17 protein-coding genes are annotated in these 26,185 nt (G+C 61.9%); 3 read left to right on the forward strand and 14 right to left on the reverse strand.

All coding sequences use genetic code 11. From position 1 onward, the window contains the following. Window positions 1–48: 48 nt before the first annotated feature. The 4 genes from VES88_17405 to VES88_17420 all read right to left on the reverse strand — a co-directional run bounded on the left by VES88_17405 (window position 49) and on the right by VES88_17420 (window position 4,862). Complete coding sequence (locus VES88_17405; protein HYN83259.1) at window positions 49–1,848, reverse strand: acyl-CoA dehydrogenase family protein; 1,800 nt, start codon at window positions 1,846–1,848, stop codon at window positions 49–51. After that, window positions 1,818–2,243, reverse strand: coding sequence for a hypothetical protein (locus VES88_17410; protein ID HYN83260.1), 426 nt, complete (start codon window positions 2,241–2,243; stop codon window positions 1,818–1,820). Before VES88_17410 ends, VES88_17405 begins: the two co-directional genes overlap by 31 nt. Continuing rightward, window positions 2,244–4,313: a thioredoxin domain-containing protein gene (locus VES88_17415; GenBank protein HYN83261.1), complete on the reverse strand. Its 2,070-nt coding sequence runs from the start codon at window positions 4,311–4,313 to the stop codon at window positions 2,244–2,246. It lies immediately after the preceding gene. 87 nt (window positions 4,314–4,400) lie between these two features. Further along, window positions 4,401–4,862, reverse strand: a complete 462-nt coding sequence (locus tag VES88_17420) for an NUDIX domain-containing protein (GenBank protein HYN83262.1) — start codon at window positions 4,860–4,862, stop codon at window positions 4,401–4,403. Window positions 4,863–4,982: 120 nt separating this feature from the next. Between VES88_17420 and VES88_17425 the strand changes: the two genes are divergently transcribed. Continuing rightward, a complete protein-coding gene (locus tag VES88_17425; protein ID HYN83263.1) occupies window positions 4,983–6,371 on the forward strand; it encodes a dipeptidase in 1,389 nt (462 codons plus the stop codon). Here VES88_17425 and VES88_17430 read toward each other — a convergent pair. The 4 genes from VES88_17430 to rho all read right to left on the reverse strand — a co-directional run bounded on the left by VES88_17430 (window position 6,368) and on the right by rho (window position 16,351). Continuing rightward, window positions 6,368–7,855, reverse strand: a complete 1,488-nt coding sequence (locus tag VES88_17430) for a DUF4173 domain-containing protein (protein HYN83264.1) — start codon at window positions 7,853–7,855, stop codon at window positions 6,368–6,370. The two genes, VES88_17425 and VES88_17430, sit on opposite strands and share 4 nt — an antisense overlap. Before the next feature lie 118 nt (window positions 7,856–7,973). Beyond that, a complete protein-coding gene (locus VES88_17435) occupies window positions 7,974–12,545 on the reverse strand; it encodes a translocation/assembly module TamB domain-containing protein (protein ID HYN83265.1) in 4,572 nt (1,523 codons plus the stop codon). Continuing rightward, window positions 12,545–14,737 carry a BamA/TamA family outer membrane protein gene (locus VES88_17440; protein HYN83266.1) on the reverse strand — a complete coding sequence of 731 codons (2,193 nt, stop codon included), beginning with the start codon at window positions 14,735–14,737 and terminating at the stop codon, window positions 12,545–12,547. Before VES88_17440 ends, VES88_17435 begins: the two co-directional genes overlap by 1 nt. Before the next feature lie 81 nt (window positions 14,738–14,818). Next, the gene (gene rho / locus VES88_17445) at window positions 14,819–16,351 is read right to left on the reverse strand and encodes a transcription termination factor Rho (GenBank protein HYN83267.1); all 1,533 of its coding nucleotides are present in this window, start codon (window positions 16,349–16,351) and stop codon (window positions 14,819–14,821) included. 269 nt (window positions 16,352–16,620) lie between these two features. On the opposite strand from rho, the gene VES88_17450 reads away from it, so the two are divergent. Next, entirely contained in the window at window positions 16,621–17,061 is a 441-nt protein-coding gene (locus VES88_17450; GenBank protein HYN83268.1) for a hypothetical protein, read from the forward strand. Window position 17,062: 1 nt separating this feature from the next. Here VES88_17450 and VES88_17455 read toward each other — a convergent pair whose 3' ends face one another. Both VES88_17455 and VES88_17460 read right to left on the reverse strand, forming a co-directional pair. Beyond that, entirely contained in the window at window positions 17,063–17,533 is a 471-nt protein-coding gene (locus tag VES88_17455; GenBank protein HYN83269.1) for a hypothetical protein, read from the reverse strand. A 13-nt stretch (window positions 17,534–17,546) separates the two neighbouring features. Then, window positions 17,547–18,281: a polysaccharide deacetylase family protein gene (locus VES88_17460; GenBank protein ID HYN83270.1), complete on the reverse strand. Its 735-nt coding sequence runs from the start codon at window positions 18,279–18,281 to the stop codon at window positions 17,547–17,549. A gap of 304 nt (window positions 18,282–18,585) precedes the next feature. Here VES88_17460 and VES88_17465 point away from each other — a divergent pair, with 304 nt between their 5' ends. Next, the gene (locus VES88_17465; GenBank protein HYN83271.1) at window positions 18,586–20,757 is read left to right on the forward strand and encodes a PBP1A family penicillin-binding protein; all 2,172 of its coding nucleotides are present in this window, start codon (window positions 18,586–18,588) and stop codon (window positions 20,755–20,757) included. On the opposite strand, the gene VES88_17470 is transcribed toward VES88_17465, so the two are convergent. The 4 genes from VES88_17470 to lpdA all read right to left on the reverse strand — a co-directional run bounded on the left by VES88_17470 (window position 20,754) and on the right by lpdA (window position 26,148). Beyond that, window positions 20,754–22,019, reverse strand: coding sequence for a DUF1501 domain-containing protein (locus VES88_17470; GenBank protein ID HYN83272.1), 1,266 nt, complete (start codon window positions 22,017–22,019; stop codon window positions 20,754–20,756). The two genes, VES88_17465 and VES88_17470, sit on opposite strands and share 4 nt — an antisense overlap. 14 nt (window positions 22,020–22,033) lie before the next feature. Beyond that, a complete protein-coding gene (locus VES88_17475) occupies window positions 22,034–23,821 on the reverse strand; it encodes a DUF1800 domain-containing protein (GenBank protein HYN83273.1) in 1,788 nt (595 codons plus the stop codon). A gap of 99 nt (window positions 23,822–23,920) precedes the next feature. Continuing rightward, window positions 23,921–24,727, reverse strand: coding sequence for a PPK2 family polyphosphate kinase (locus VES88_17480; protein ID HYN83274.1), 807 nt, complete (start codon window positions 24,725–24,727; stop codon window positions 23,921–23,923). A 14-nt stretch (window positions 24,728–24,741) separates the two neighbouring features. Next, window positions 24,742–26,148: a dihydrolipoyl dehydrogenase gene (lpdA, locus tag VES88_17485; protein ID HYN83275.1), complete on the reverse strand. Its 1,407-nt coding sequence runs from the start codon at window positions 26,146–26,148 to the stop codon at window positions 24,742–24,744. Window positions 26,149–26,185: the final 37 nt, after the last annotated feature.

The following is a 26,185-nucleotide window of genomic DNA, read 5'->3' on the forward strand; positions in this document are numbered from 1 at the left end:
GGAATTGCGGGACGATTCTTCGCAGCTGCTCGGACATCTGAGCGCTCGTCAGATGTCCAGGATCGCGTCCTTCACGAAGTAACGTTTCTCGTCTCTTATTATTGCCGCCACGCCGCGGCGGGTTGCGTCCACGTCCTCTTCGCGACCCTCGAGTGCAATGCGATTGGCTCTGAAGCGGTGACCTGATTCCACGCAGAAGAGATCGCATAGCTGAATCTCCCGCTCGGACGCTTCGGGCCCGTGCTCCTCTATGAGACTCTGCGTCCGCGAGATTACGCACGCCGTGGCGACCAGCTCGATTGCCATGTTTGCCAGCCGCTCGAGGACGAACTGTCTCTCGACGATTGCCGTGCGGTGCCTGAAAATCACCCGATCGGTGGCACCCTTCAGCTCCGCAACGTGCTTCTCGAAGTACGACTTGTGCCCGGCGAGCCGGGGATGAATGCGTGCATCGAGTGTCGCACTCGCGCCGAGCATGCTCCGAATGCGTGATCTGGCAAAGCCGCTAAGCAATCCGAGGTTACGCAGCGGTTGTCGGAGCGCCGTGCCCACCTCCTTCAGCGATTCGGCCGGTCCCTGCACGCCGTTCAACGCGATGAACAGTCGCAGCACTTCGTTGGCGCCCTCGAAGATCCGATTGATCCTCGAGTCACGCAGCATTCGCTCATACGGAAACGGCTTGACGTATCCCCGGCCGCCGGCCACCTGCACCATCTCGTCGCAAGCACTCCAGATCAAATCGCTGGCGAAAACCTTCGTGCACGCCGCCTCGAGTGCAAAGTCTGCCGCCGGCGAATCAGCGAGCGACGCAAGCACACCAAGCATCGCGTCGCACGCGTAAACTTTCGCGGCAAGCTGAGAGAGCTTTCGCTGGGTTATCTCGAAGTGCGCGAGCGGATGGCCAAACTGGACTCGCTGCTCGGCGTACGTCGCCATCTCACCCAGAACCCGCTTCGATCCTCCGGTGCAGCCTGCAGCGAGAGTGAGCCGCCCGGCATTCAGAACGTGGACGGCGACGGCAAACCCTTTTCCCACGGTCCCAAGAACATTCTCGGCGGGAACCTCGAGATTCTCGTATAGGAGCTCCGCCTGCGTCGACCCGCGAACGCCAAGCTTGCGCACCGTTCCGAGAACTCGAAATCCCGGCATGTCAGGAGTAATAATGAATGCGGTAAGACGAGCGACTGTTTCGCCCCGTCTCTCCACCGGAGTCTGCGCGAACGTCGCTATCACGCCGGCGCGATGCGCATTGCCGATCCAGATCTTGTGGCCGTTCAGTACCCAGCGTCTTCCGTCGGAGCTGAGCTCGGCCCGTGTCTGGATGTTCTGTGCATCCGAACCGGTCTCCGGCTCAGTGAGTGCGTATGCCGCCAGCGTCTCGCCGCTGGCAAGCACCGGCAGATAGCGCTGTTTCTGCTCCTCGGTGCCATAGAGCACGATTGCCTTTGAGCCGAGACCGCAGTGGACGCCGATCAGCACACCGAGCGATGCGTCGATCGACGAAAGGTGCTCGAAGATGCGAGCGTAGCCCGTAGCGGAGAGCTCCAGGCCGCCGTAGCGTCGAGGCACGGTGAGTCCCAGCATTCCGACGCGCCCGAACTCCGCCAGGAGATCATCACTTATGGTCTCCTCTTCATCCATCCGTGCCGAGTCAATGAGCCCGCTCCGCTGCATGCGGTCGAGCTCACCAGCCAGTCGGCGCACAAGGGAGGCCTCGTCGGGATTGCGACGGTCGAGCGGCTCGGGGTAGGGGAACAACAGCTCATCGTGCACGACGCCGGCGAATATGCCGCGTGTGAACGATGGCCTTACCTCGTTCAGGCTGTCTGGTCTTCCCGCCGCAGCCATCGCCAGTGCATGAAAAATAGGCCCGATGCGATGATGATCAGCAGCGTGCTCGTGACAAGAGTTCTCATTGCCCGGAACCGCACATTGCCGATTTGCTCGAGCCGTTCGTCCTCGTACATCTGTCGAATCTCGGCATCGGTCGGCACTGCGCCGGAATCGCGGGCAGCGACACCGGCGCGCGCCCGCTCCGGGGCGTTGACTCGCTGCAGCTGCTCTCGCTTGTACGCTGTGTACGACGTGAGCGGGCCGCCTCGTCCATACCCTTCAGCGCGAAGCGGACTAACGAGATTGAAGGCAGCGTTGACGATCTGCGTGACGGAGATCAGGACAGCAATGATCGCCACGAGACAGACTGCATAACCGTAGATCTGAGCAATCCGATTCGTCCGTTCCATTCATCCCTCCGGGGTGCTTATTCGTCTGGCGCTGCCCGCTGCCTCGAGCTGCTCCCCGAGTCGAGCAGTGTCGGTAGCCGGCTCGTCACAAGTGTACGCGCGGCAGACGTACGCCGTAGGAATCCCGCCGCGCGGCATCCGTCCCGCGAGCAGGTCGATCCGCTCGCTGCCATCGGCGCCGCCACCCGCCAGCACGAGCGAGGGAACGTAGTGCGATGCGACCTCGCGTTCCAGCCGATTGACTCCCTCGCTCGCACTATCGCCAACGATTGCGACTTCAACCGCACCGTGTACTGCCATGTCGGCCACTCCCAGCAGATGGCCAAAGCCCGTAGGAAACTTCGTGAGAAGCTCAGCCGCTCCATCGAGAACCGACATAGCCCGTTCACGCATGGCGCTGTCGTTTGTGAGATCTGCGAGATGGAGCAGCAGGTCGGCAGCCATTGACGTTCCCGAAGGCATTGCGTTGTCCGTGATATCCCGCGGTCGTGTAATCAGCGGCTCCGCGTCACTGGCTGTGTCGAAGAAAGCGCCAGCCGAATCGTCCCAGAACCAGCGGACCATCGATTCGGTGATCGACATCGCGCGCTCGACCCACACATCATCGAAAGTCGCCTCGTATAACGCGATGAACCCGAGTCCAAGCGCGGCGTAATCCTCAAGAAAACCCGGTATGCGTGTTTCGCCGCTCTTGTGCGAGCGCATCACCCGTCCGTCACGAGCCATCTCGCGATGCAGAAACTCACCGTTCGTGAGAGCGAGTCGCAAAAGCTCCGGATCTCCAAAAGCTCTGGCGGCGGTGGCAACTCCCCGGAGCATGAGTCCGTTCCACGAAGCGAGGATCTTTTCATCGCGTCCGGGCCAGACACGCTTTGCCCGCTCGGCGTAAAGGGTCGCCTTCGCGGTTTCGATGCGTCTGCTCAGCTCCTCGGTGCCAAGGCCGCTGCGCGTTGCGGTTACGCCGGGATCGACCGCGACATTCGGAATAATCTTCCCCTCGAAATTCCCACGGGAGGTGACTCCGAAGTAATTCTTCACAAGCGGCGAGTCCTCGCCTAGGAGCGAATCGATCTCCTCCTCGGTCCAGACATAGAATTTGCCTTCGTGTCCTTCGCTGTCGGCGTCGAGTGAAGAGTAAAAGCCGCCTTCGGGCGAAGTCATCTCGCGTCTCAACCACGTAAGCGTCTCATTGACGACGCGCCGCACCTCCGAGTCCTTCGTGGCCTGCCACAGGTGTGCTCCCAGTCGGACGAGCAGCGCGTTGTCGTACAGCATTTTCTCGAAATGCGGGACGATCCAGATCCCATCAACGGTATACCGGTGAAAACCGCCGCCTATCTGATCGTACAGCCCGCCGCGCGACATCCTGCGGAATGTTTCGGTGACCATCTCCAGTGCGTAAGTGGTGCCCGTTCGCTTCCAGTAGCGCAGGAGGAAATCGAGCGACATCGTGGGCGGAAACTTGGGTGCGCCGCCGAACCCGCCGTGCCGGATGTCGTATCGCTGAGCGTGCGACCGGTATGCAAGCTCGAGCGTGTGCGCGTTCAGTGCTCCTTCGGTCCTTGTAAGAGCATCCGCGTCGTAGATCTGCCGAAGCTGTTCGGATGTGCTGGTGATTGCGTCTCTGCGATTTGTGTATGCGTCAGCCACTGACTGCATGACACGCCTGAACGACGGCATTCCCTGGCGATCTGCCGGCGGATAGTAGGTGCCGCCGAAGAAGGGCACCCCCTCGGGCGTCAGGAACATCGTCATTGGCCAGCCCCCCTGACCGGTGAGCGCCTGCACGGCCTGCATATAGATGCTGTCGAGATCCGGCCGCTCCTCGCGGTCGACCTTGATGTTGACGAAGAGCTGATTCATCAGCTCAGCAGTCTCTTCATTCTCGAACGACTCGTGGGCCATGACGTGGCACCAGTGACACGCCGCATAGCCGATGCTGAGAAGAATGGGCCGGTCTTCGCTTCTCGCGCGGGACAGCGCTTCCTCTCCCCACGGATACCAATCGACCGGGTTGTCCCGGTGCTGGAGAAGGTACGGGCTGGTCTCGTTGGCGAGTCTGTTCGGCATGGTCAGGCGCCGATCGACTGATTGACCGATCGGCCGATTGACCGATCGACGGTTAGCAGGATCGGACGCGAGTGCGCGTCTGGTTCGCTATGCATCCCGCAATATGTAGGTCGCTGCCTGCTCGAGCACCGCTCGCTCGCTCTTGAATGCGATGGTCCCGGTTGCCTGGGCGACTTCCAGCCATCGCGCCTCGTTCACCTCATGGTCATGATCAGCGACGTCGCCCGACACGTATCTCATGAGGAAGAAGTGAACGAACTTGTGGTACCTGACGCGCCTTCCATCCACGGTCGCCTGATACCAGTACTCGACGAGCTTCAGCTTCTCGACGATCTCAGCTTCGAGGCCGGCCTCCTCGCGAACTTCGCGCACTGCGGCTGTTTCCGGCGTCTCTCCCGCATCCACCAGCCCCTTTGGCAGCTGCCAGCGCGGTGGCTCGCCCACTGAGATGAGAGCAATCTCGAAGCCCTGCCGCGCGAGCGGACGGAAGACTATTCCTCCCGCCGAAATCTGTGTCTCCGTGGTAATCGGGGCGCGAGCTTTGGTCATGTATGGCTCAGCACGTTAGTTTCCTGCCGCGAGTGAACGCAGGTGCGGCATCGCTACTGCAGATTGGGGACCCGCATCGGAGTCCCACGGAGCAGTCGCCGACAATAACGGAACCCATTCATGAAATCAGCCGGATCATCGGACCTCAATAGCTATCTGGAGAAGCACGACGCGCGAATCCAGGAGGAATTGTTCGAGTTCCTGCGAATTCCGAGTGTAAGTGCCAGGTCGGAGCACAGCGGAGATGTCGCGCGCGCAGCTAAGTGGCTGAAGGAGTGCATAGAAAAAAGCGGCATGACCGCGCGCATCTATCCGACCGCCGGTCATCCCGTGGTGGTGGCTGAGTGGCGCCACGCGCCGGGCGCGCCGACGGCGCTCGTCTACGGTCACTACGACGTCCAGCCCGCCGAGCCGATCGATCTGTGGACGTCGCCGCCATTCGAGCCGACGGTGCGCGACGGGAAGATCTTTGCGCGCGGATCCGTTGACGATAAGGGCCAGCTCTTCCTTCACGTCAAGGCAATCGAGGCTCACCTTGCCACTCGGTCAAAGCTGCCGCTCAACATCGTGCTGATTGCGGAGGGCGAGGAGGAGATCGGCAGCCCGAGCCTCGAGAAGTTCGTGAGCGAGAACCAGGAGCTGCTCAAGTCCGACGTGGCGGTGATTTCCGACTCAGCGATGTTCGCGCCCGGCCAGCCGTCCATTCTCAGCTCACTGAGAGGGCTGGCGTACTTCCAGATCGACGTTCAGGGCCCGATGTGCGATCTCCATTCCGGAAGTTATGGAGGCGCCGTGGTGAATCCGGCGATAGCTCTGGCGCGAATCCTGGCGACCATGCACGACGACAACGGGCACATCGCGATCGACGGGTTTTACGACAGGGTCCGCGACTGGGAGCCCCGCGTTCTCGAGCAGATGAAGAAGCTTCCGTTCGACGAGGAAGAGTTCCGCAAGGAAGCCGGCGCTCCCGCCCTTGGCGGGGAGAAGGGTTACACGGTTCTCGAGCGATTATGGGCGCGTCCCACCTGCGAAGTGAACGGCCTTCTCAGCGGCTACACCGGCGAGGGAGCGAAGACGGTTCTTCCTGCGAAGGCAATGGCGAAGGTCAGCTGCCGGCTAGTACCCGATCAGGAACCCGCCGAAATCGAGAAGCTGATGGATGCACACGTACGTCGCATCGCGCCGAAGGGTGTGACGGTTAACGTGAAACATCTCCACGGCGGACGGCCGTGGAGGGCTGAGCTCGACGGGCCGATATTCGACGCGGCTCGGCGAGCACTCAAGTCCGCGTTCGAGAAAGATCCGGTGATTGTCGGCGAGGGTGGATCGATCCCGGTAGTCGGCGATTTCGAGAGGATCCTCGGCACCCCCGTACTTCTCGTGGGATTCGGACTGCCCGGAGAAAACGCGCATGCTCCCGACGAGTGGATAAGCGTCGAGAATTTCAGAAAGGGCATGAGCGCAATGGCTGTCCTCTGGGACGAGTACGGCCGGAACGGAAAACCCTAGGATGTACGGGGCAGACCTATTCGCCGGAGCGCTTCGCGCGCCCGCTGGCGGCGGAGATTCCACTCGAACCAGCTGTCGGGAGACAGGCGACGAGGGTTGCCGTAACGCGCCACCAGCTCAGCGTGGAGCTGGCCCCGCACCGGCTCGGGAAGGGAAGCCAGTCGTGTAACGATCACCGGAATTGCGTCAGATGAGAGATCACGCGCGATGTATCTGGCGTCGAGTTTTCCTGTCGTCGCAACCCGGTCCATATTCGCGGACGCGATCCACGCCTCGTGGTTCCAGAACACGAGAACCAGGAAAGCGGCAACGGCGACAGTGAAGACGCGACGAAAAAGCGCCCCGATGTCGAGCGTGCCGAGGATGCCGGCCGCCAGCGCAATCAAGGCCACGGCAAGAACCAGCATGTAGACCTGCGCATACAGTCGCGAGACCGTGTATCCGTAAGCGGCCTCGTACAACGACACGCGGTGAAACGCCGATGCGAGCATGATCAGGACGGCGACCAGGATGGCCAGCGTGAGGATCTTGATGCGTCCCGCGTGACCGTCCGCGCGGCCAAATCGCTCGCTCACCAGGATGAGAATCACGGAGCAGGTGGCGACTATCGTGAGCTCGCCAAACCCGCGCCGGGCGTATTCGGCGAAAGTGATTCCGGAGCCGGGTACGCTCGGTGCGTTGCCGAAGAGGTAGCTGAGCTGTACACCGATGAAGAGCCAGAAAAGCGCAGCGACGCCGGAAACGAGGATCAGCCGTTCCGTCGCTCCGAGCCAGCGTCCAACTCCGTCGCTGCCGGACACTGGTGAGAGTGACGAGCTCTGTCTGATGGGCTGGAGAGCCGCAAAGCTGTAGGCGCCGAGGGTCACTACCAGCAGAACGAAGAAGAAGATCGTTCGCGGAATGAACTCCCAGGTGGCGATGATTCGAGCGATCTCGTCCCGCCAGCTGCCGAACACAGGGTCGGCGCTCGCAAGGAGAAGGGCGAAAAAGAGGACGACTGGAATCGTGATGACTGCTCCGCGCACGGCTTCTCGCGACCGCGTCGAGCGAAAAACGTTGGACAGATCCGCAAACCGCCTGAACGATTCGGCTAGTGCATTGCCGGCAGCGACGAAGGGAGCGCTGATGACGAATGGCGCCGTCAGGCGCTCGAGGCCGGGACCGACGGCGAATAGCATTGCAAGCGCGAGGAAGAGCACCACGCTGACGAAACTCAGTGCGTTGATAAACTCGGCCGCGGTGATCGAGGCTCCAGAGGCCAGGACGGTCGCGGTGGCGAGCATGAGAAGGGAGGAGCTGTTGAGCGTGCTGCGCGCCCTCATCACGACACCCAGTCCAAGCGAGGCGAAGGCGGTCCAGATTCCCCAGTTCACACCGGGGAGGGCGTCAAACATGATGTAAGCGCCAATCGCGGCAACGGCGATCGCCGCGAACCATGCGAGCCCGGTGCCAAGTGCCGCCGGACGTTCCCCCGTACCAGTCAAGCGTCTCTCCGTTTGATCATCCGACGGGATAATCTAGCCGGCGAATCTATTTTGACAAGTACTTTGTCCCACAAAGTAGACGCCACGGTGAAATCATCACAGCAAACTTGTTAACGCGTTAGAAGCGCCATTCGCGGATGAGGAACAAGCCCAGGACGCTCGTCGTCGAAGGCTCCTGCGGCGCGAGACTCGGCTCGCGAAGAATGAACCGCGGCTCGAAGCTCGTCTCGAGACGGTAGCCTTTGAGTCCACCGAAGCGGTGCTGAAGGTAGAGGCCGGGACGCTTCAACGCCTCCGGATCGGGCCGGATCTGGACCCCGACAAACGTATGCGACTTGATGTACTTGCCGAACTCGACCTCCGTGCCTCGCAGGAAGCCGCCCACGTCGGTCTGCACGTCGGCGGGCGTGATGGTGAACACGTCAGCCCCGAGGGACTGTGCTGCCTCTCCTGCAGCCTCATCGGCGATGACGCCGAGGGCCACGCTCGCGAGCTGCTGGGCGGCAAGGGCGGCCCCCGCTCCGATGAGATTGTTGCTGCTCCCCACACCCGACGCCTCGAGCTGCAGCAGCGACGATGACGACCGCCCGAACGCGAGGTAGCTCAGAATATCGCTCTGCGGAATTGGCGGCTGGGCATCGCTCTCCAGCGAGATGCGCGGATTGAGAAGCGTGCCGCCGATGAGAATCTCGATGTTGATCGCCTCACGCGAGGGCAGCCGCACCTCGTAGGCGCCGGTCACCTGCAGCGTGGGGTTCAGCTCGTCGATGTTGATGAACGTTGCCGATCCACGCTTGATCTCGAACCGCTTGGTGAGGAAGCGATACTCGCCTCGCTCGCTCAGCAACACGCCGTCGAATATCAGCGATTGCCTGGCCCTGTTGACATGAATCGCGAGATCGCCATCGCTGTACACCTCGATGTTCGCATCGCGGGACCTCACGAAGACATCTCGATCCACGCGGAGGTTCACGTCCATCCGCAGATTCGCCAGAAGCGGTGACTGCGTCGGGAAAATCTCCTTGTTGCTCGACACTGCCGTATCCAGGACACTGAACAAGGCAGGGTCATTGAGGGCGATCAGCTTCTTGCCTTCCGACTCGGGGATCTGGAGGACGCCGTCCAGAATCCGCAGTCCCCCGCTGACGTATGCCTCGTTGAAGGGTCCCAGGATCGAAAGGTCGGCACTCGCCAGGAGCCTGCCATTGTCGTTGTCGAGAACGAGCGCACGGTTCGCGTGCCCCTTCAGATCGAAGCTCGGATTTCTGAACGAGCCAATGCCGAGTCCGCCGGTAATCGCAATGCGACCCTCGCTGTACGCCACGAGGGAGTCAACGACGATGGTATCGCGCAGCATCCGGATCGAGCCGTTAATCCGCGAGAGATTGACACCGGCGGGAACGACGCGTGCTTCCGCGTCGTCGAACACGACCTGGCCGGTCATCTCGGGCCGGCGCAGCGTTCCGCCGACCTTGACGTTGGCCACTGCGTGGCCGCGCACGTTGGTGACGATGGTGTTCAGCTGCGGTACCATGTCGAGCGGCAGGCTGTCGGCTCTTATCGCGAGGTCCATCTGGCGATCTGTCGGGAAGCGCGAGCCCGTGACTCCGGTGAACGCGAGGTTTATCGGAATCGTTCCCGACGCCACAAGGAATGTCCCCTGACCCGGCCGCATCGCCTCTGCCCGGCCGGATAGGTTTTGATTTGCATACTGCAGGGTCCCGTGCAGCTCGGGCACAGCCGTTCCGTTGTAGATGAAGTTCTGCGTGCCAAACGCGCCATTAAAGGTTGGATTCGCCGCTGTGCCGGCGGCGCGCATGTCGAACGACACGAGCCCGCGCGCATCGATGTCACTTTGAGCGAGCGAAACAAGGTCCTCGACCGCGAAATTGTCGACGGCGATCTCGAAGTTCGCTGCGCCTTCCTTCGGAAGCAGGCCATTCACGAAGATCCGGCCGTTGCGAGTGTTGCGCAGCTCCAGTCGCTCGACGTCTATGCCTCGGGGGCCCCAGTGGATTCCCGCGGGTTGGGTGCTGGCCCAGACCGTCGTATCGAATCTCAGCCTGAGATCATTCAGCCGCAGCTCGTTGCGATCCTTGTTCAGGACGAAATTGGCGTTCGCGGCATAGTCGTTCTGCGTATCCTGATGGACCTCCAGTGCGAGCGTACCCAGCGGTTTCTGGTAATTCACCTTTACCTGCACGCTGTCGAGATTGAAGCCCGCCGTAGTGAGCTCATTCGCATTCGCGTTGATAATGACCCGCGATTGCGGTGTCAGTGCGTTGGTCCACGAATAGTCGGCGCGAAAAGCCTGCACGGTGTTCCCCAATGCGACGATGTTCGCGCCGCTCGCCGTTCCGGTTGCACCGAAGTCGTGGATGTTGCCGGTGGCCGCACCATCCGCCCGGAACGAGCCCGAAAGCTTTCCCCGCTGGACGACTCCCGGCGTATCGACCGCTGCACGCGCAGCCGGCGCCCTTCCGGTCACTGCACGCTCGACTTCGGTTGCCTCCGCCAGTCGCGCGGAGTCGGCCTGCGCGCGGGAGATCCGCTTCCTGAGAATCCCCGGACGCGGCGGCACCTCACCCTGTTGCGCCGGGAGAAAGCCCGCGATCTGCTGAAGCGAATCGATCGCGATGTGATAGCGAAGCTCGCCGCTCGTCCCTCGCTTGAGCCCGAAGGTCCCTGTGGCGCTGGCGAACCCCTCGGGGACGCCAAGTGCCAGCGTGTCTATCCGCGCCAGGCCATTCGCCATCGAGACTCTGACTTTGGCCGAGTTGATCGCCAGCGTGTCGTACGATGACGCCTGAATGTCCGCGACAATCCGCGCATTCATCGTGGCCGGATCGAAACCGCGTCCGACAGCTGTTGCCGTCGCGGTAACGGACGTGCGCGGTGCCTTGGCGACTATCGTATTGGCGTTGAACAGATCCGTCCTGAGCGACACGTCGTACCCCTTCTGCACACTCGCGAGGTCGAGCCGCCCCGTGATGGCTGCGGTTCCGCCGTCAGGGAATGCCAGGTCGGTGCGAACCGACAGGCCTCGCATCATCCCGGTCATCCTGATTGGACCGGTCGCCGACCCTCGCAGGCCAATCGTCGGAGCGAACCTTCCGACCGTCACGAGGGACAACGGGTGAAGCCGGGCATCAACGTCCATCCAGGTATTGGCGAACGTGATGCCGCGCCCCGTTCTGAACGCGCCCGTTCCAGTTACGCGCGATAGCGCGCCGCGATCCAAATGTGTGATGTCGCCGCGCGCGACCATCCGCGACGTAGTCGATCCATTCAGTGTCGCGGTCCCGGTCAGCGTTCCCGCCATGGGAAGGGTGGGCGCGAATTCCTTGGCGAGATCGACCTGCAGCGGGCGCAGCGTCAGCCGGAGATTTGTCGCGTTGAATGTCCCTGGCCCGAACCCGACTCTGCCGAGGGCCACGACGCGGCTCCGTCCGGACCGTCGCTCGTCGAACGTGATGTCGCCGTTCACGTCGAGCGCATGCTGTCCGCCTGCCAGCTCCGCGTGCCCGTTCACTATTCCATGTCGCGGCGGCTTGAACGACGGAAAGATCCGCTGGACGAGCCGCGTGTCGAGATTGGCGACCCGGAGGTTGGTGTCGTGCAGCGCAAACGTGTCATTCATGATCAGGCCGAGGTCGCCGCGAAGGCGCGCGCGCTCGAGTCGCACGTCGGCTCTGCGCGCCAAGTACCTGCTTTCCCTGCCAATCCAGTCAAGCCCAAAATCGAGCGAGCCCGATCCATCCTCGGGAATGCCTGGATCGACCCACCGAAGATCCGCGGTAGCGACGGGCGCAGCGCGAAGCCGCAGATGAAGATTGTTCGGGTCGATGTGGTAAAGCCCTGCTCCCGCAATGCGACTGTTCGGCAGCGCTGCTCTCGCGTTGGCCCACCACACGGAGTCGGAGGTGAACTCGAATTTCCCGTGCAGGGTCTTGACCTCGATGGTCGGCGGCTTGAAAGGCTCTGCCATCATGCTCAGCACTGCGACATCGGCAAAGCGTGTTTTGTAGGCGGGATCCTCCAGCCTGAGAAGCGGCATATATGCGAGGATCCTGTGAAATGACGAGATTTTCTGATAACCGCCGGGAACTTTCACGATGCGCAGTCGGCCCTGTTCGCTCAGCGATTTCTTGAAAGCTGCCGCTGCGGCTGCGCCCTTGAGCGTGTTGTCCACTTCCCAGGGAGATTTGACCGTCAGATCACCGTCACGGATGATCAGCTCGGTGAAGCGGACCCACGTGCCCCAGCCCGTTGGTCGCGGGCCCTGCCGGGTCATCGTGTCGCGGGGGTAAATCCGGTCATAGTTCCACTTGCCGCCTGGCTGCCGATCGAGCACGACGACCGGATGGAAGAGCGTCAGGTTGTCGAACTCGACGTGTTTCCGGCGCAGGGTGTTGAGACCGTAGTTCGTCGTCAGCGAGTCGACGTCTATGAACGGTGCGCCGGCGCTGTCGGTTATGGTCAGGTCGTGGACCGTGAATCCCTCCAGAAGGTTTCCGGAGATTCGGCCGATTCGCAGGATGCCGTGCGTGTTGTTCTGAAGCGCCGGCTGCAGCCGCCGCCGCACCTGCTCGTGTCCCCATTCCGTCCTCGTTATGGCGTAGACGGCAATTAGGGCAACCAGCGCGACAACCGCGATCACTGCAATGGAGCGGATGAAATGCTTCCGCATCAGAATGCTTCGCCGATGGACAAGTGTAGGGTGATTCGGTCGAGAACGCCGTTGAAGCCGGATCTCACTGGCCGATAGCGGCGGCTCTGCTCGAGCAGCACCAGGCGCTTCTCGCCATTTATGACGCTCTCCGTCACGACCGGAAGCGTCTCCTCCAGTCCGGGATTGATACCAAAGTCCACGCGAATCGGTCCGACAGGAGAGATATATCGCGCGCCAAATCCGGGCGTCACGGCAGCCCTGCTCTTAGGAAGAGCGGGATTCACCTTCTGGGCGAGGTAGCCGACATCAACGAATGCCGCGCCGATCACGTTGTCCCCAAGGAGCGGAAATCGCAGCTCCCCGCTTGCCTCGAGAACGACATTGCCGCCAAGCGGGCGCGGCTCGAAATCGCGATCCTTGAGCGACGCCGTGTTGGGATTGCAGGCCGTGATGGGAGTCGTCTCGGGGCACGCCTCGGTTCCGCTCCGAAGTTTGCTCGGTGGAACCGTGAGAATTCTCGGGCCCAGCTGATTCTCTCCATACCCGCGCACCGACCGTGAGCCGCCGAGATAAAAGCGCTTGCGGGGGTGCAGGACTGCCTCGCTCTCTATCCCAATGCCCACCGGTTCCCCGATGCCCACCGCTTCCGACGTGCTCGCAAGCGCATCGACCCAGCCGAGTCGCAGGTGGCCGCCAAGTGTACCTCGCTTGCGGAACGGCCGGAACACTGCGGCATCAATGGATGACCGATTGTAGCGGAAATCGGAGGAGGTGAAGGTCGACGCATGCTCGAGGTCCACTTTCCCGCGGAAACCATGCGTTGGCTCGAACGGATCGTTCGTCCTGTCGACCGAAGAAGTCAGCGTGAATGGCGAAAGCCGCTGCTGCTGTCGCAGCGCCGAGAGAGTCGGCTGGTCGCACACTCCGTAATTGACGCAGAAGTACACGTCTCCGGCGTCAAGCCTTGTGAGCTCGAAAATATAGTTCGCGCTCGCAGGCGCCCGGTCGGTGACCACGCGGGTAAACGTCGCGCTGGTGCCATATCCACGGTCCACATAGATGCCGGGTGCAGTGCGGCGATGGCCGAAGAATCCCAACGAGAGCTCGTTGGCGTGCGAGATGAACCACGGCTTACGGAGATTGGCGCTCAGGTTGTAGGTCGGCGCGAAGTATCGCGCTCGATCGCTGCCCACATTGTCGGTGAGATCACGGAAAATGAATTTTCCGTTCAGTGAGCTCGCCAGGAGATTTCCCGCTACGGCCTGCAGCTCGAGTCGCTTGGCTCCGCCCCGGAAATTGTAGTGGGTGAACCGGCCCTCCACCTGGAAGAAGTCCACTGTGTTGAATCCGGCGCTCAAGCGGGACTCTCGCAGTGGCGCCTCCTGCACGGTAACCACTATGATCTTGCTCGAGTCACCCTGCTTCGGGACCTCGATCGCAGCGCGCCGGAACAGGTTCGATTCATACAGCGCGCGCTGGCTCCTCAGCACCTCGGCTCGCCTGAAAATCTCCCCGGGCGTCATCGTGAGCGCCTTCCGGAGAGTCCTCTCACTGACGTTGTTCTCACCCTCTATCAGTATCTCCCCGATGGTCGCTTTCCATTTCGGGTCCACGTCGATGCGAATAGCACCCGCACGAGCCATTGAATCGAGGGTGATCGTGGTGTCGACGACGGCGTCCGCGTAGCCCTTGTCCCACAGGCTTTGCTGAAGGAGGGCGACCGTGGTATCCAGCCGCAGGAGGTTGAGGGGGGTGCCCTTGCTAAGTACCACACGTCGGGTGAGCTCCCGCTCGTTCAATACCGGCTGAGTCTGCACGACGTCCAGGGCGGATACGAGCGTCGGCGGGCCTTCGACGATGTTGAACGTTACCGCGACTTTGTCGGTTCCGCGGTCAGCGACGAGTGTGTCCACCTGGGCTTCGCGGAACCCGCGCTTCCAGTAAAACACCTTTATGCGCACCACGTCGCGCTTGAGCTCCGCGTGGTTGAGATACTTCCGCTTGTAGAAGTACTTGGACTTGCTGATCCAGCAGATTGGGACGAGGACGAAGCTGTTGCAGCTCGACTCGTCGGTCGAGATGTTCATTCGCAGGTCTTCCCGCTTGACCGAGCGGACGCCGTTCAGCGTGAGTTGAACGACCTCCGGATTGACTGGCGGCGCCTTGTTATTGGCAATTGGCTGTGACGCGAGCACGGCCGGGATTGCCACTAGAAACGCGGACAGCCCAAGCAGTCGCCGTAGACCGGACCCCATAGTATCCCCCAAAAGAGCAAGGGGCGGGCCGGTTGGCTAGAGGCCTTCCAGAAGCGCGTCGTTGCTGGGTGTTGCGGCGATCCGCTTGATAAGCCACTCCATCGCCGACGAGGAGGGCATCTGCTGCAGTCCGCGGCGGAGGGTGTAGACGTGCTCCAGCTGGTTTGGCTTGAACAGCTTGTCTTCGCGCCGCGTACCGCTGGTGGACACGTCGATCGCCGGAAAAATGCGCTTTTCGGAGAGGGACCGGTCGAGCTTTATCTCGGAGTTGCCAGTCCCCTTGAACTCCTCGAAGATCACGTCGTCCATCCGCGATCCTGTCTCGACGAGCGCGGTGGCGATGATCGTCAGCGAGCCGCCCCCGTGCTCCGGAGCAACCGAGCGGGCGGAGCCGAAGAATGCCTTCGGCTTGGCCATCGCTGTGGCATCCAGTCCACCGCTCAGTGTGCGTCCCGTGCCGCGCTCCACTGTGTTATACGCGCGCGCCATTCGTGTGATCGAGTCGAGCACGATGACGACGTCCTTGCCGAGCTCCACGAGTCTGCGGGCGCGCTCGAGAACCATCTCCGTCACATCGGTGTGACGAACGGCCGGCATGTCGAAGCTCGAAGCAACCACCTCGCCATAGCCCCAGGTGATCATCTCGCTGACTTCTTCCGGACGCTCGTCCACGAGAAGAACGAGAAGCGTCGCCTGCGGATGATTGATCGCAACTCCTTCGACTATCGCCTGGAGAAGCATCGTCTTTCCGGCGCGTGCCGGGGCTACGATGAGTGCGCGTTGTCCGTAGCCTATGGGCGCGATGAGATCGATTGCGCGGCGGGTTAGCTCGGGCCCGCCCTTCGCGGGCCGCCCCGTCTCGAGCGTGAGCTTTCGCTCGGGATACGATGCCGTGAGCGAGCCGAAATCCGGCCGGCGCTCGGCGAGCGCCGGATCGTCGCCGTTGACCTGTGTAATCTCCGCGACAACTATGCGCCCACGATGGTCACGACCAGTGGTCGCGAATATCGCGTCCCCCCGGCGTAGGCCGTACTGGCGGGCGAGATTGGGTGGGACGTATGCGTCGCCGGGATCAGTCAGATAGCTGTTCGCGGCTCGTCGAATGAAGCCACCGTCACGCTGTGGATCGTACCAGCCTGTTGTTTCGCCGTCGGGAACGATCGGGGCTATCGGCTGGCGCGGTGCCTGGTCACGCTGCTGCTGTTGCTGCTGAGGCCGGTTGCGGCCGCGGCCTCGCGGATTCCTCTGATTGCGTCTGCCGTTGTTGCGGGTATCGCGGTCGTTGTGTGGACGCCCACCCTGTCCGCCGGCGAAAGGCGGCTGCCGCTGGTTTTGAGGCTGGGTCGACTGGGTCGGCTGGCCTGGCTGGTTTGGCTGGTTTGGCTGCGTCGACTGTCCCGGCTGGTTGCCGTACTGTGGTGCCGACGTTGGCTCGGCGGTTTCCGAGGGCGCGGGGCCCGAGTCTACAGGGGCGCCGAAGTTGGAGGAATCGTCGGAGGTTGCGCCATTCGCATCGGTGCGAGGCGCTGGAACATCGAAGTTGTCGGTACCCGGCACGGGTGGTTCCATAGGTTCTCGGTACGGATCTGCATCACCGTACGGTTCGTTGGCGCGTGGGCCGAGCGGGCGTGGCCCTCGGCCGCGACGAAAAGGACGTCGGCGTTCGTTCATTAAGTTGTGGTGTGGCAGGGAATCAAGTAGCGAGACTGGCTGTCGCGGCTGGCGCGGGCAGAACTCACGCGAGGTGCCGCAACCTCATTCTTTCGGGGGCGCGCCTCAACGGGCTGCGCTCGTGAACAGAATGGTACACCTGAGTTGCGAAATTGTCCAGCAAGACGATGACCGATAGCTCTCATTCGATAACAGACCTCGAGCGCGCAGCGGCTGACAGGCCGCACGATGCGCAGGCTTTGGTGGCACTTGCCAATGCGTACTGGCTCTCGGGACACGGTCCCGATGTCGTGGCCGATCTCGCTTCACGCGCCATTGCAGCCAATCCTGAGAACCGGGGCGGCTGGCATCTCTGGGCCCTGTCGGAGTCCGATCCGCGGGCGCGTGTCACACGGTGGCAGCAGGTGTCGGCGAGATTCCCATCTGATGATCTTGCTCGCGCAAATGTGGCTGATAACGCAGCCGCGCTCGCGGGCGCCGAACATGATTACGACGCGCTCGACCTGGCAATCGCAACTTACGAGCGGTTATTGAGCACCGCCGAGCGTCCCGAGCAGCGTGATGCCCTCGATACGGCAATACGCAACCTGAAGGGATGGAGATTCTGACTCAGCGAGTCAGATTCACCTGTCCCGCAGTTACGCGAGAGACAACTCTGCTCAGCGCTACTTCGTCGGTGATGTAGTACGTACCTGCAGAGCCCGATGGGCCGAGCACCTCCGCGCCTGTCACGGTCTGTGTGTATGACACGGATGCGCCGCCGGCGAGTTTGACTGTCGTGATGGGGAGCGTACAAACGATGGCTCGCGAGTTCGAGTCCCACACGACCGTCCCGGTTCGCGCCGCAGTCGAGTAGACGAGCACGCGCGGATGATTGCAGGTGGAGACTTCGAACTCGATCTCGTCAGTCGTCGGATTCCTGATCGTCACCGTCGTCTGAAACCGCATCGGACTGGTCGACGTGACCTGACTCGTGGCCGAATAAGTGAACAGCTCCGGTCCGACGATGTTCAGACCGCCACCGGAGCACGCGGCAATTGACGCGGTTAGACAGAGAATTCCAAGCTTGTGTCTTTTCACTTCGACAACTCCTCTATTTCGCGGGCGGTTTGGCGACAGTCGCCGGATCGCCGTCGGAGACGTACCTGTTGCCGCTCTTGTCGAACTGGTCGAGCGTCCTCACCGGATCGTCACCCACCGCCTGCAGGCGGTTCATGCTGAGCGGGTTGAACTGTGGATCGTACGGACTTCGTGTCGGACCGCCAGCGACTTCGAGTATCGCCTCGTTTTCATATCGCACGACTCTTCCGGTTTTCGGATCGGTCCACGATCCCTTATGCGCGAGCGCGCGATTCTTCGGCCACATGCCAAGCGGGAGCGCGAAGGACCGAACCTTGTACCCCGGTACTGCGGAATCGATCGCCATATTCCCGCGTGCTATCTGTTCCTGCACGACAGCGTCGGAATACTTGTTCAGTTGGGCATGCCAGAGCGTGTGATTGCACAGCTCGAAACCCTGCTCGTGGAGATACCTGATCTTCGGGAATCGCCACTCCGTTTTCTGGTCTTCGATTCCCTTGTTGCCGAAGAATGAGCGGCCCGCCTCGGCTCCGGACAGCAGACAGAAGACGGCCTGGTTGGGCCAGTCGGGGCGGGTTTTCCTGAAATCGAGCCAGATTCCGAGACCGCTTTGCGGGTCGATTTCCAGCTTGCCGTTGCGCTCGATGTAGCTGAACTGGCTGGGTGAGGCGTCGTCGAAAACGAAGACGATTGGTGACAGGCCCTTCGGCAAGTCGATCTTACGGTCCAGAATCTGCGAAATCGTCACCGGCCGGTACCCACGTGCGTATATCTCCTCAAGATCACGCCGGAAATGACCACGTTCGCGGGAGTACAAACCATCCTTATCGGTAATCAAATGGTATTCGGCGAGTGCTATCCGTCCGAGCTCGTTTGGAACGCGGGCGGAGTCGGCAGGGGTTAGCCGAAAGGCGGTTGAGCCGCCGGCCGGGGAATCGCTGGACGTCCGCGGTGTATCAGTAGAGGCTGTACCGGCATCGGCGCCAGGACTGGCGTTGGCGGGCTGGGAAGCTCCGTCGCTTTTGCTCGTGCAGGCATAGAGGGAACAGGACGTGAGAATCAGCGCAGTGGCGGCGCGGGCAAACATGGGTCGACTAGGCATGTGGAAAGAGATCAAGAAGCGGCGTGAATTGATTTTTAAGGGGTCTCTGGCGGCGGCGATCGTATTCGTCCTCGTCCTCGACTTCTGGCTCGGCACCTGTGGGTTCGAGCGCTGCCCGAGTGCACGCGAAATTCAGGCCTACCACCCGGACGAGGGTGGTCGGGTTTACGACCGCAACGGCCGGTTGATGGGCCGCGTCGTGATCGTCCGCCGCTTGAATGTACCTATCTCGCAGGTGCCTCTCCATGTCCGGCAGGCATTCATTGCCGCGGAAGATCGCCGGTTCTACAAGCACAACGGCGTGGACTGGCGCGGCTTCGTCCGCGCCTCCGTTCGAAACATCAAGTCCCTCGGGGTGCGTGAGGGATTCAGCACCATCACGATGCAGGCGGCGCGCAACACGTTCGTCGTCGATCAGTACAAGAGTCGCTCATTGCCGAAAAAGCTCATCGAGCTTCGCGTAGCGAACCTGATGGAGAAATCGCTGAGCAAGGACCAGATACTTCAGCTCTACCTTAACGCCATCTACATGGGCAACGGCGTGTACGGTATCGAGGCGGCGAGCCGCGACCTGTTCGGAAAGACTGTCAAGAACATCACGATTACGGAAGGTGCGATGCTGGCGGCGCTGCCCAGGGCGCCATCGGCGTATACGCCGCGGCGCAATCCCCGCAAAGCGCTCACGCGGCGCAACCTCGTTCTCTCGCTGATGGTCCAGGAAGGCTACATCGCGCGAGACAAGTTCTCGGCGCTCGCGGCAACACGTCTCCGAATCGCGAGCGAGCAGTGGCGTCCCGACACCTCCGACGATTCCTACGCGCTCGACGCCGTGCGGGCGCTCACCGACTCGATACTCGACGAGACCGAGGAGGACGCGGCCGACCTCACAGTGTACACGACCCTCGACAGGTCGGCACAGCTGGCCGCAAACCGCTCGGTGCGGCGGCATACGTCAGCGATTCAGCGGGAATCCAGCGGATGGTGGAAGGGCAAGCAGCATTTCGTTCAGGGCGCGATGGTCGCGATCGATCCGCGAACGGGCGACGTGCGGGCGCTCGTCGGCGGCCGACGCTACGAGCGCGGAAACTTCAACCGCGCGCTGAACGCGCACCGGCAACCGGGCTCGGCGTTCAAGCCATTCGTCTACGCAGCGGCGCTTTCGGCGGGATACACACCCGCCTCCGACGTTCGTGACGACCCTGTGGAAGTGATTCAGGGACGAACAGTGTGGACGCCCGCGAACTACAACGACGACTACGCCGGTCTGATCACGTTTCGCAGAGCTCTCATTCGTTCGGCAAACTCGGCGACGGTTCGCGTCAGTCAGCTCGTGGGCATTCCGCGTGTAATCGAGGCAGCGCGCCGCAACGGAATCGAAAGCGACATTCCCAACTATCCCGCGATCGCGCTCGGTGCGATCGAAGTCACGCCGATAGAGCTCGTCCGTGCATACGCACCATTTGCCAACGGCGGATACAGAGTGAAGCCGCGGCTCGTGAGGCGCATCGAGACTCGCGACGGAAAGGTGTTGTGGAGCAGCGAGATCGCCGCGCCGGTTCCCGTGATGGACCCGCGCGACGCCTACCAGATGACGTCGATGCTACGCGGCGTGGTCGATTACGGCACAGGACGCCCCATTCGCGACTACGGTGTGAAAGGTCTGGTTGCGGGGAAGACGGGGACCACGAACGATGGCGCCGACGTATGGTTCGTCGGCTACACGCCGAATCTCGTCGCCGCCTTCTGGTTCGGGTACGACGAGCGGCACATGGTGGCGTACGATGCGTCTGGAGGCCGGCTCGCGGCGCCGGCGTGGGCGGAGTTCTACAAGGAGGGCTGGACCGAGCCGGTCCCCCCGAACTCATGGATGCCACCGCCGGGAATGGTGGGCGCGACGATCGATCCGACTACGGGGTGGCTGGCCAATGAATGGTGTCCCGCGCGGAAGGTGGAGTACTTCAAGCCCGGCACCGAGCCGCACACCGAGTGCATCGAGCACGGGGCGCCGGAGTACGACACGGAGTGGCCGGATCAGACCGACTGGCCGCGGGAAGCGGGCAGGGGCGTCGAGAATCTCGGCAAGAAGCTCGGCAAGGCTCTGGGGAAAATCTTCCGCTTCTAGACGATCCCGAGCCACCCCTCGCTCTTCGACGTAAATCCAGGAAAGATCTTGTCGATCTCGGCCGCGCCCATGTGCCGCGACGTGATCTCGCTGAACACCGATCTGAAATCCGTGGTGAGTGCGAGATCACGACCCTCGTACAGCTGCTCCTGGTCGAGTCCCGGCCACTTGCCGTAGACCTTCCCGCCTTTCACGTCACCGCCGATTACGAACAGCGCTCCGGCGTGGCCATGGTCCGTGCCGCGGTTTCCGTTTTCGCGGGCCATGCGGCCGAACTCGGACATCGTAAGAATCACGACGTCGCCCATCTTGTCCCCTAAATCCGTGACAAGCGCATTGATGGATTGACCGAAGTCGTTCAGACGCTGCGCGAGCTGTCCCGTTGCGCCGCCCTGATTGACATGTGTGTCCCACCCGCCGATGTCGGCGAAAGCAATCTCGAGTCCCACATTCGCCTTGATGAGCTGCGCAATCTGCAGCAGCCGCTGCCCGAACTGCGACCGCGGATACTGCGCGCCGTTCTGAGCCGCGTATTTCTGGGGATTCGCCTCTCGCAAGAGCTTCACGGCATCGAACATCTCGCTGCCGGCGCCATGGACGAGGTCGGCAGAGCCGGTGCGATACAACGCTTCGAGTCGCGCAGCCTGCGAGCCGGTGGTGCGCACGGTGAACTCGCCCAGACTGTTCATCGCGACCGTCTCGGCGCCACCCTCGAGAATCCGAGGGGTTTGCTGGGTCAGCGAGACAGCGCGAAACGGAGTCGACGCACATTCGGCGCATGTGCCCTGCGCGGCCAGATAACGATTCAGCCAGCCGTCGGTAGTGCCTTTGATGTCGGGTGTTCCGGTCTCCATGTAATCCTGCGCGTCGAAGTGCGAGCGCGTCGCACTCGGACTTCCAACCGCGTGTACGGGAGCCAGGAGCCCGCGATCATACAAAGGCTTCAGTGGTGCAAGCGACGGGTGCAACCCGAAGAATCCATCGAGATCGATGGCGCTCTCTCCCGATCCCAGCTGGCGCCCCAGTCCAACGGGGCGTGGGATAGCGATGCTTGGCCGCATCGCGTAGTACGCCTTCTCGCCGTGTGGCACGATAACGTTGAGTGCGTCCGCTGCACCGCGCTGAAAGAGACAGATGAGGGTCTTGCCCCTCGGCGCGGACAGCAGCTCCATGCCAAACGCCGTGCGGCGGAGGAAGCTTGGACTCAGGCCCATTGTCACGAGGGCGAGTCCACCGGCTTTCACGAATACCCTTCGATCCATACGATCCCCTTGCGTTATCTGCGCTGGAATTCGGGAGAACCGAGCGCCAGGCCTACGATTTGTGCGACACCCGTGAGCTGCGGGACAGGACCTAGCGCCAGTGCGCGCGGATTTGCGCGGCGCGGACGGTCGATTGTCGACGTCATTTCGTTCTGGCTCGACTCAGCCGAAGCCATTTCAGCTGGATTGGCAGCCGCGTTGCTCGTAATCGGGTTCTCGCCTTTTATCAACACGGCCCGCGTGTCGGGTGAGGCGGATCCAGAGAGCAGCACTGAAATCACCGCGTCAACCTGCTGCTGGCGTGGAGCGTTGCGGAGCGAATCGATTGCCGGCAGTGCAGTGAAGTCGAGCCCCGGAATGCGATTGGCTGCGACAGCCATTCCGAAGTTGATCCGATTCAGAATTGCGCCGGTGTTCATCCAGGCATCACCGGTTTCGGGATATCCGTTTGGCGCCTGATGCCCGTAAATCGGCTGGCCGAGGAACGCAATGGCCTGCGCGGTTTGCGGGGTGGGATCGGGTTGCGCGTTCAGCCCGCGCATCGCGCTCACCACGACCTCGAACGGCGATTTCACCTTGCTGCGGAATGCACGCTGTGAGTACAGCTCGTTCGATGTAACGATCGTCCGGACAACCTCACGGATGTCACCGTTCGTCTTGAGGAAGACGGCCGCTGCGTCGTCCACGAGTGACCGCGGCGGATCGTCAGCGACGAATCGCCGCACGAGCTTGGTCGCGATGTAACGCGCGGTTGCCGGGCTGCGGCTCAGTATGTCGAGCACGTCTTCGCCGTCCTCGATTCCCCTGCCGGCGGAAAGCTTTTGGCCGAGCACGATCTTCTCGCCGGCATCGTGCATCGCGGGGCGGAAAATAAAGCCGCCTCCAGTCATTGGCGGATTGATTGTCCAGCCGGTAAGTGCACGTGCGACGTTGATCACGTCCTGCTGCGTGTAGCCGCCGTCAGCTCCGAGCGTGTGAAGCTCGAGGAGCTCCCGCCCGTAGTTCTCATTGAGTCCGGTGTTTCGGGCCTGGCCCGGCCGCCGCTCGAATCGTCCGGCGCGTCCCGCATTCGTAAGACGCGGGCGCGAGCTGTCGGCCATGCTCCGCGCGTTGTCGAGGTAGAACAGCATCGCCGGGCTTTTGGCTACTGCCCCGAGCAGGTCGCGGAATTTCCCGAGCGCATTCGGTCTGATGACGTCCCGCTCGTACTCGACCAGGTAGTACGGCTGCGGCGGACCTTTGCCCAAAAAGACGCTGAAGTGATTGAGCCAGAAATCAGTCATCACTTCCTCGAGCTGGCGATTGCTCGCAACCGCGCGGGCCACGCGTGCGGACTGGAGCTGGCCGACGATCTGTCGGCGTCCGAGTCCCGCCTGCTGCATGGCCATTCGATCTTCACGTGACATCTGCGCTGAGTCTGCCCTGTCACGCCTGACCATCCTGCGCTCGCGCTGCGCCTCGGCAAATTGTCTGAGGAGGTCGTTCTGATCCTGCTTCAGGTTGTCATAACGTGAAGCAAACTGCTCGAAGCCAGTGTTGTCGATTCGTTCGGGATGGAGCTGGAGGTCGATCCACCGGTCGAGTCCCATTGCCCGGACTTTCTGAGCATCTCCTGGCCGGGGACCGAACGTCAGCCTGTTGAGCGCCTGAATTATCTGCTGGTCGGCGGCGAGCTCACGGTGGTCGAGGCGGGCTGTTGACGCCGCTTGCCGCTGAGCAGGGCTGGTCGTTTGTGCCGCAATTGATGATGCAAGCGCACCTGAGAGCAGGGCGGCGGATATGAGAGATTTCGTCAGGCGCATGGCTGTAGTTCCGGCTCCGTTGTCCTGGCTGGTAGACGCCACAGATCCGGGCGCGTTAACCCCATTCCTACTGCACTCGAGGAGCGCGATCGGAGCGGCCTACTCAAGGACCTCGAGGTACTTGTTTAGATCGGCCGTGGCAGTCGGGTACTCGAGCCCGAGGCCGTCGAGCGTCGCGACGATCCGCTTTGCAATCAGATAGTTCCTTGCCTTGTTCTTGTCCGCGGGAACGAAGTACCACGGAGCCCACGGCGTGCTGCACTTGCGCACCGCGTCCCTGTAGGCCGCGTTGTACTTGTCCCACAGCTTTCGCTCATCGAGATCACCGGCCTTGAACTTCCAGTTCTTTTTCGGATCCTCGATGCGCTCTCTGAGACGTTTGGTCTGCTCCTGGCGTGAGATGTGGAGAAAGAACTTCAGAATCACCACACCGTTTTCCGTGAGAGTCTTCTCGAACTGGTTGATCTGATCGTAGCGTTGCGACCACACAGCTTTCGAAACGAGCTCGTGCACGCGCACCACCAGCACATCCTCGTAATGCGAGCGGTTGAATATCCCGATGGTTCCGCGCTCGGGGACCACGTTGTGCACCCGCCACAGAAAATCGTGCGCCAGCTCCGTTGCGCTAGGTGCCTTGAACGAGTTGACTCGCACTCCCTGCGGGTTGCAGGCGTCGAATACGGTGCGGACGACGCCGTCCTTGCCGGACGCGTCGCGGCCCTGAAGAACAACGAGAACCGCATGTCGGCCGTCGGCATACAACACCTGCTGCAGCTCGCCCAGCCGCTCGGTCGCCTTCGCCAGCTTCTTCTCGATCTCATCGCCTTTCGGGAGATCGGAGGGGGGATCAGCGGCTTCATCGCTCAGTGAGAGCGGACGTCGTGGCGCGACCGGTTCGAGGATCACGAGCGGGCTCCTTTCTATATATGGATTGATCGGCCGAGTACGCCAAGTGCGGCTTCCTTCACAGCTTCCGACAACGTCGGGTGCGAATGCACCGTGATGCCAATGTCCTCCGACGACCCGCGGTACTCGAACGCGAGCACCACTTCCTGGATTACCTCGGACACGTTTGCGCCGATCATGTGGCAGCCAATCAGCTCGTCAGTCTTCGCGTCGGCGATGAACTTCACGAACCCTGTCGTTTCGCCCATCGAGCGTGCGCGGCCGTTGGCGGAGAACGGAAACTTGCCGACGCGGTATTCACGTCCTGATTCCTTCACCTCGTGCTCGGCGAGCCCGACGGTGGCGATCTCGGGCCAGGTGTAAACGACAGACGGCATCGACTTGTGATCCATGTGCACCTTGTGTCCCGCAATCACCTCAGCGGCGACGACGCCTTCCTCCTCGGCTTTGTGAGCGAGAAGCTTGCCGCCCACGGCGTCACCGATGGCGTAGACGTTCGGAAGATTCGTTCGCATCTGATTGTCGACGACGATCTCGCCGCGCTTGCCGACGGCCAGGCCAAGTGCCTGAGCGTCGATCCCGGTGAGCACAGGTTTGCGGCCAACTGAAACGAGCACGTAATCCGCTTCGAGGGATTCAGCCCCGCCGTCGTTTTCGATGTCGATCGTGACGCGCTCACCCTCGCGCTTTCCACCGGTGACCTTCGTGCCCGCGCGGATCTCCATACCCTGCTTCCGGAAAACCTTGTCGGCTTCCTTGATGATCTCGGCATCGTTGCCCGCGAGGATCGTTGTAAGAAGCTCGATGACAGTTACTTTGGCGCCGAGGCGGCGCCAGACCGAGCCAAGCTCGAGTCCGATGACGCCGCCGCCGATGACGATGAGATGCTTCGGCACTTCGGGGATTTTCAGTGCCCCGATATTGGACAGGATGCGCTCTTCATCGAACTCGAGGAACGGGAGTTCAATTGGGAGTGAGCCCGTAGCGATGATGACGTTTTTTGCCGCGTAGGACGTCACGCCGCCGTCGGCGGCTGTCACGTCAACAACATTTCCCGCGCGCAGCGTTCCGCGACCTTTCGCCCACGTGATCTTGTGCTTCCTGAATAGGAACTCGATTCCCCTGGTGTTCTGCGCGACGACTTCATCCTTCCGCTTGAGCATCGTGGCAAGGTCGAGCGACACTCCCTCGATTTTCACGCCATGCGCCGCGGCGTGCAGTCGCGCGAACTCGTAGTGCTCGGTGGAGCTCAGAAGCGCTTTTGATGGAATGCACCCGACGTTGACGCACGTTCCGCCAAGCGTCTTGTGCATCTCGACGCAAACGGTGGAAAGTCCGAGCTGTGCTGCGCGGATGGCCGCGACGTAACCTCCCGGACCTCCGCCGATGACTACGACGTCGGCCGCTGCAGGCTCAGCCATCAGTGCGGAGAGCAAGACGCTCCCAGACAGCGGGAGC

The organism is Gemmatimonadaceae bacterium, from assembly GCA_035633115.1.
In the GTDB taxonomy this organism is placed as follows: Bacteria; Gemmatimonadota; Gemmatimonadetes; order Gemmatimonadales; family Gemmatimonadaceae; genus UBA4720.

Excerpts from the sequence above, each read along its gene's own strand:
- VES88_17405 (HYN83259.1), bottom strand. The coding sequence starts at position 1,848 with ATGGCTGCGGCGGGAAGACCAGACAGCCTGAACGAGGTAAGGCCATCG.
- VES88_17410 (HYN83260.1), bottom strand. The coding sequence starts at position 2,243 with ATGGAACGGACGAATCGGATTGCTCAGATCTACGGTTATGCAGTCTGT.
- VES88_17415 (HYN83261.1), bottom strand. The coding sequence starts at position 4,313 with ATGCCGAACAGACTCGCCAACGAGACCAGCCCGTACCTTCTCCAGCAC.
- VES88_17420 (HYN83262.1), bottom strand. The coding sequence starts at position 4,862 with ATGACCAAAGCTCGCGCCCCGATTACCACGGAGACACAGATTTCGGCG.
- VES88_17425 (HYN83263.1), top strand. The coding sequence starts at position 4,983 with ATGAAATCAGCCGGATCATCGGACCTCAATAGCTATCTGGAGAAGCAC.
- VES88_17435 (HYN83265.1), bottom strand. The coding sequence starts at position 12,545 with ATGCGGAAGCATTTCATCCGCTCCATTGCAGTGATCGCGGTTGTCGCG.
- rho (HYN83267.1), bottom strand. The coding sequence starts at position 16,351 with ATGGAACCACCCGTGCCGGGTACCGACAACTTCGATGTTCCAGCGCCT.
- VES88_17450 (HYN83268.1), top strand. The coding sequence starts at position 16,621 with ATGACCGATAGCTCTCATTCGATAACAGACCTCGAGCGCGCAGCGGCT.
- VES88_17470 (HYN83272.1), bottom strand. The coding sequence starts at position 22,019 with ATGGATCGAAGGGTATTCGTGAAAGCCGGTGGACTCGCCCTCGTGACA.
- VES88_17475 (HYN83273.1), bottom strand. The coding sequence starts at position 23,821 with ATGCGCCTGACGAAATCTCTCATATCCGCCGCCCTGCTCTCAGGTGCG.
- lpdA (HYN83275.1), bottom strand. The coding sequence starts at position 26,148 with ATGGCTGAGCCTGCAGCGGCCGACGTCGTAGTCATCGGCGGAGGTCCG.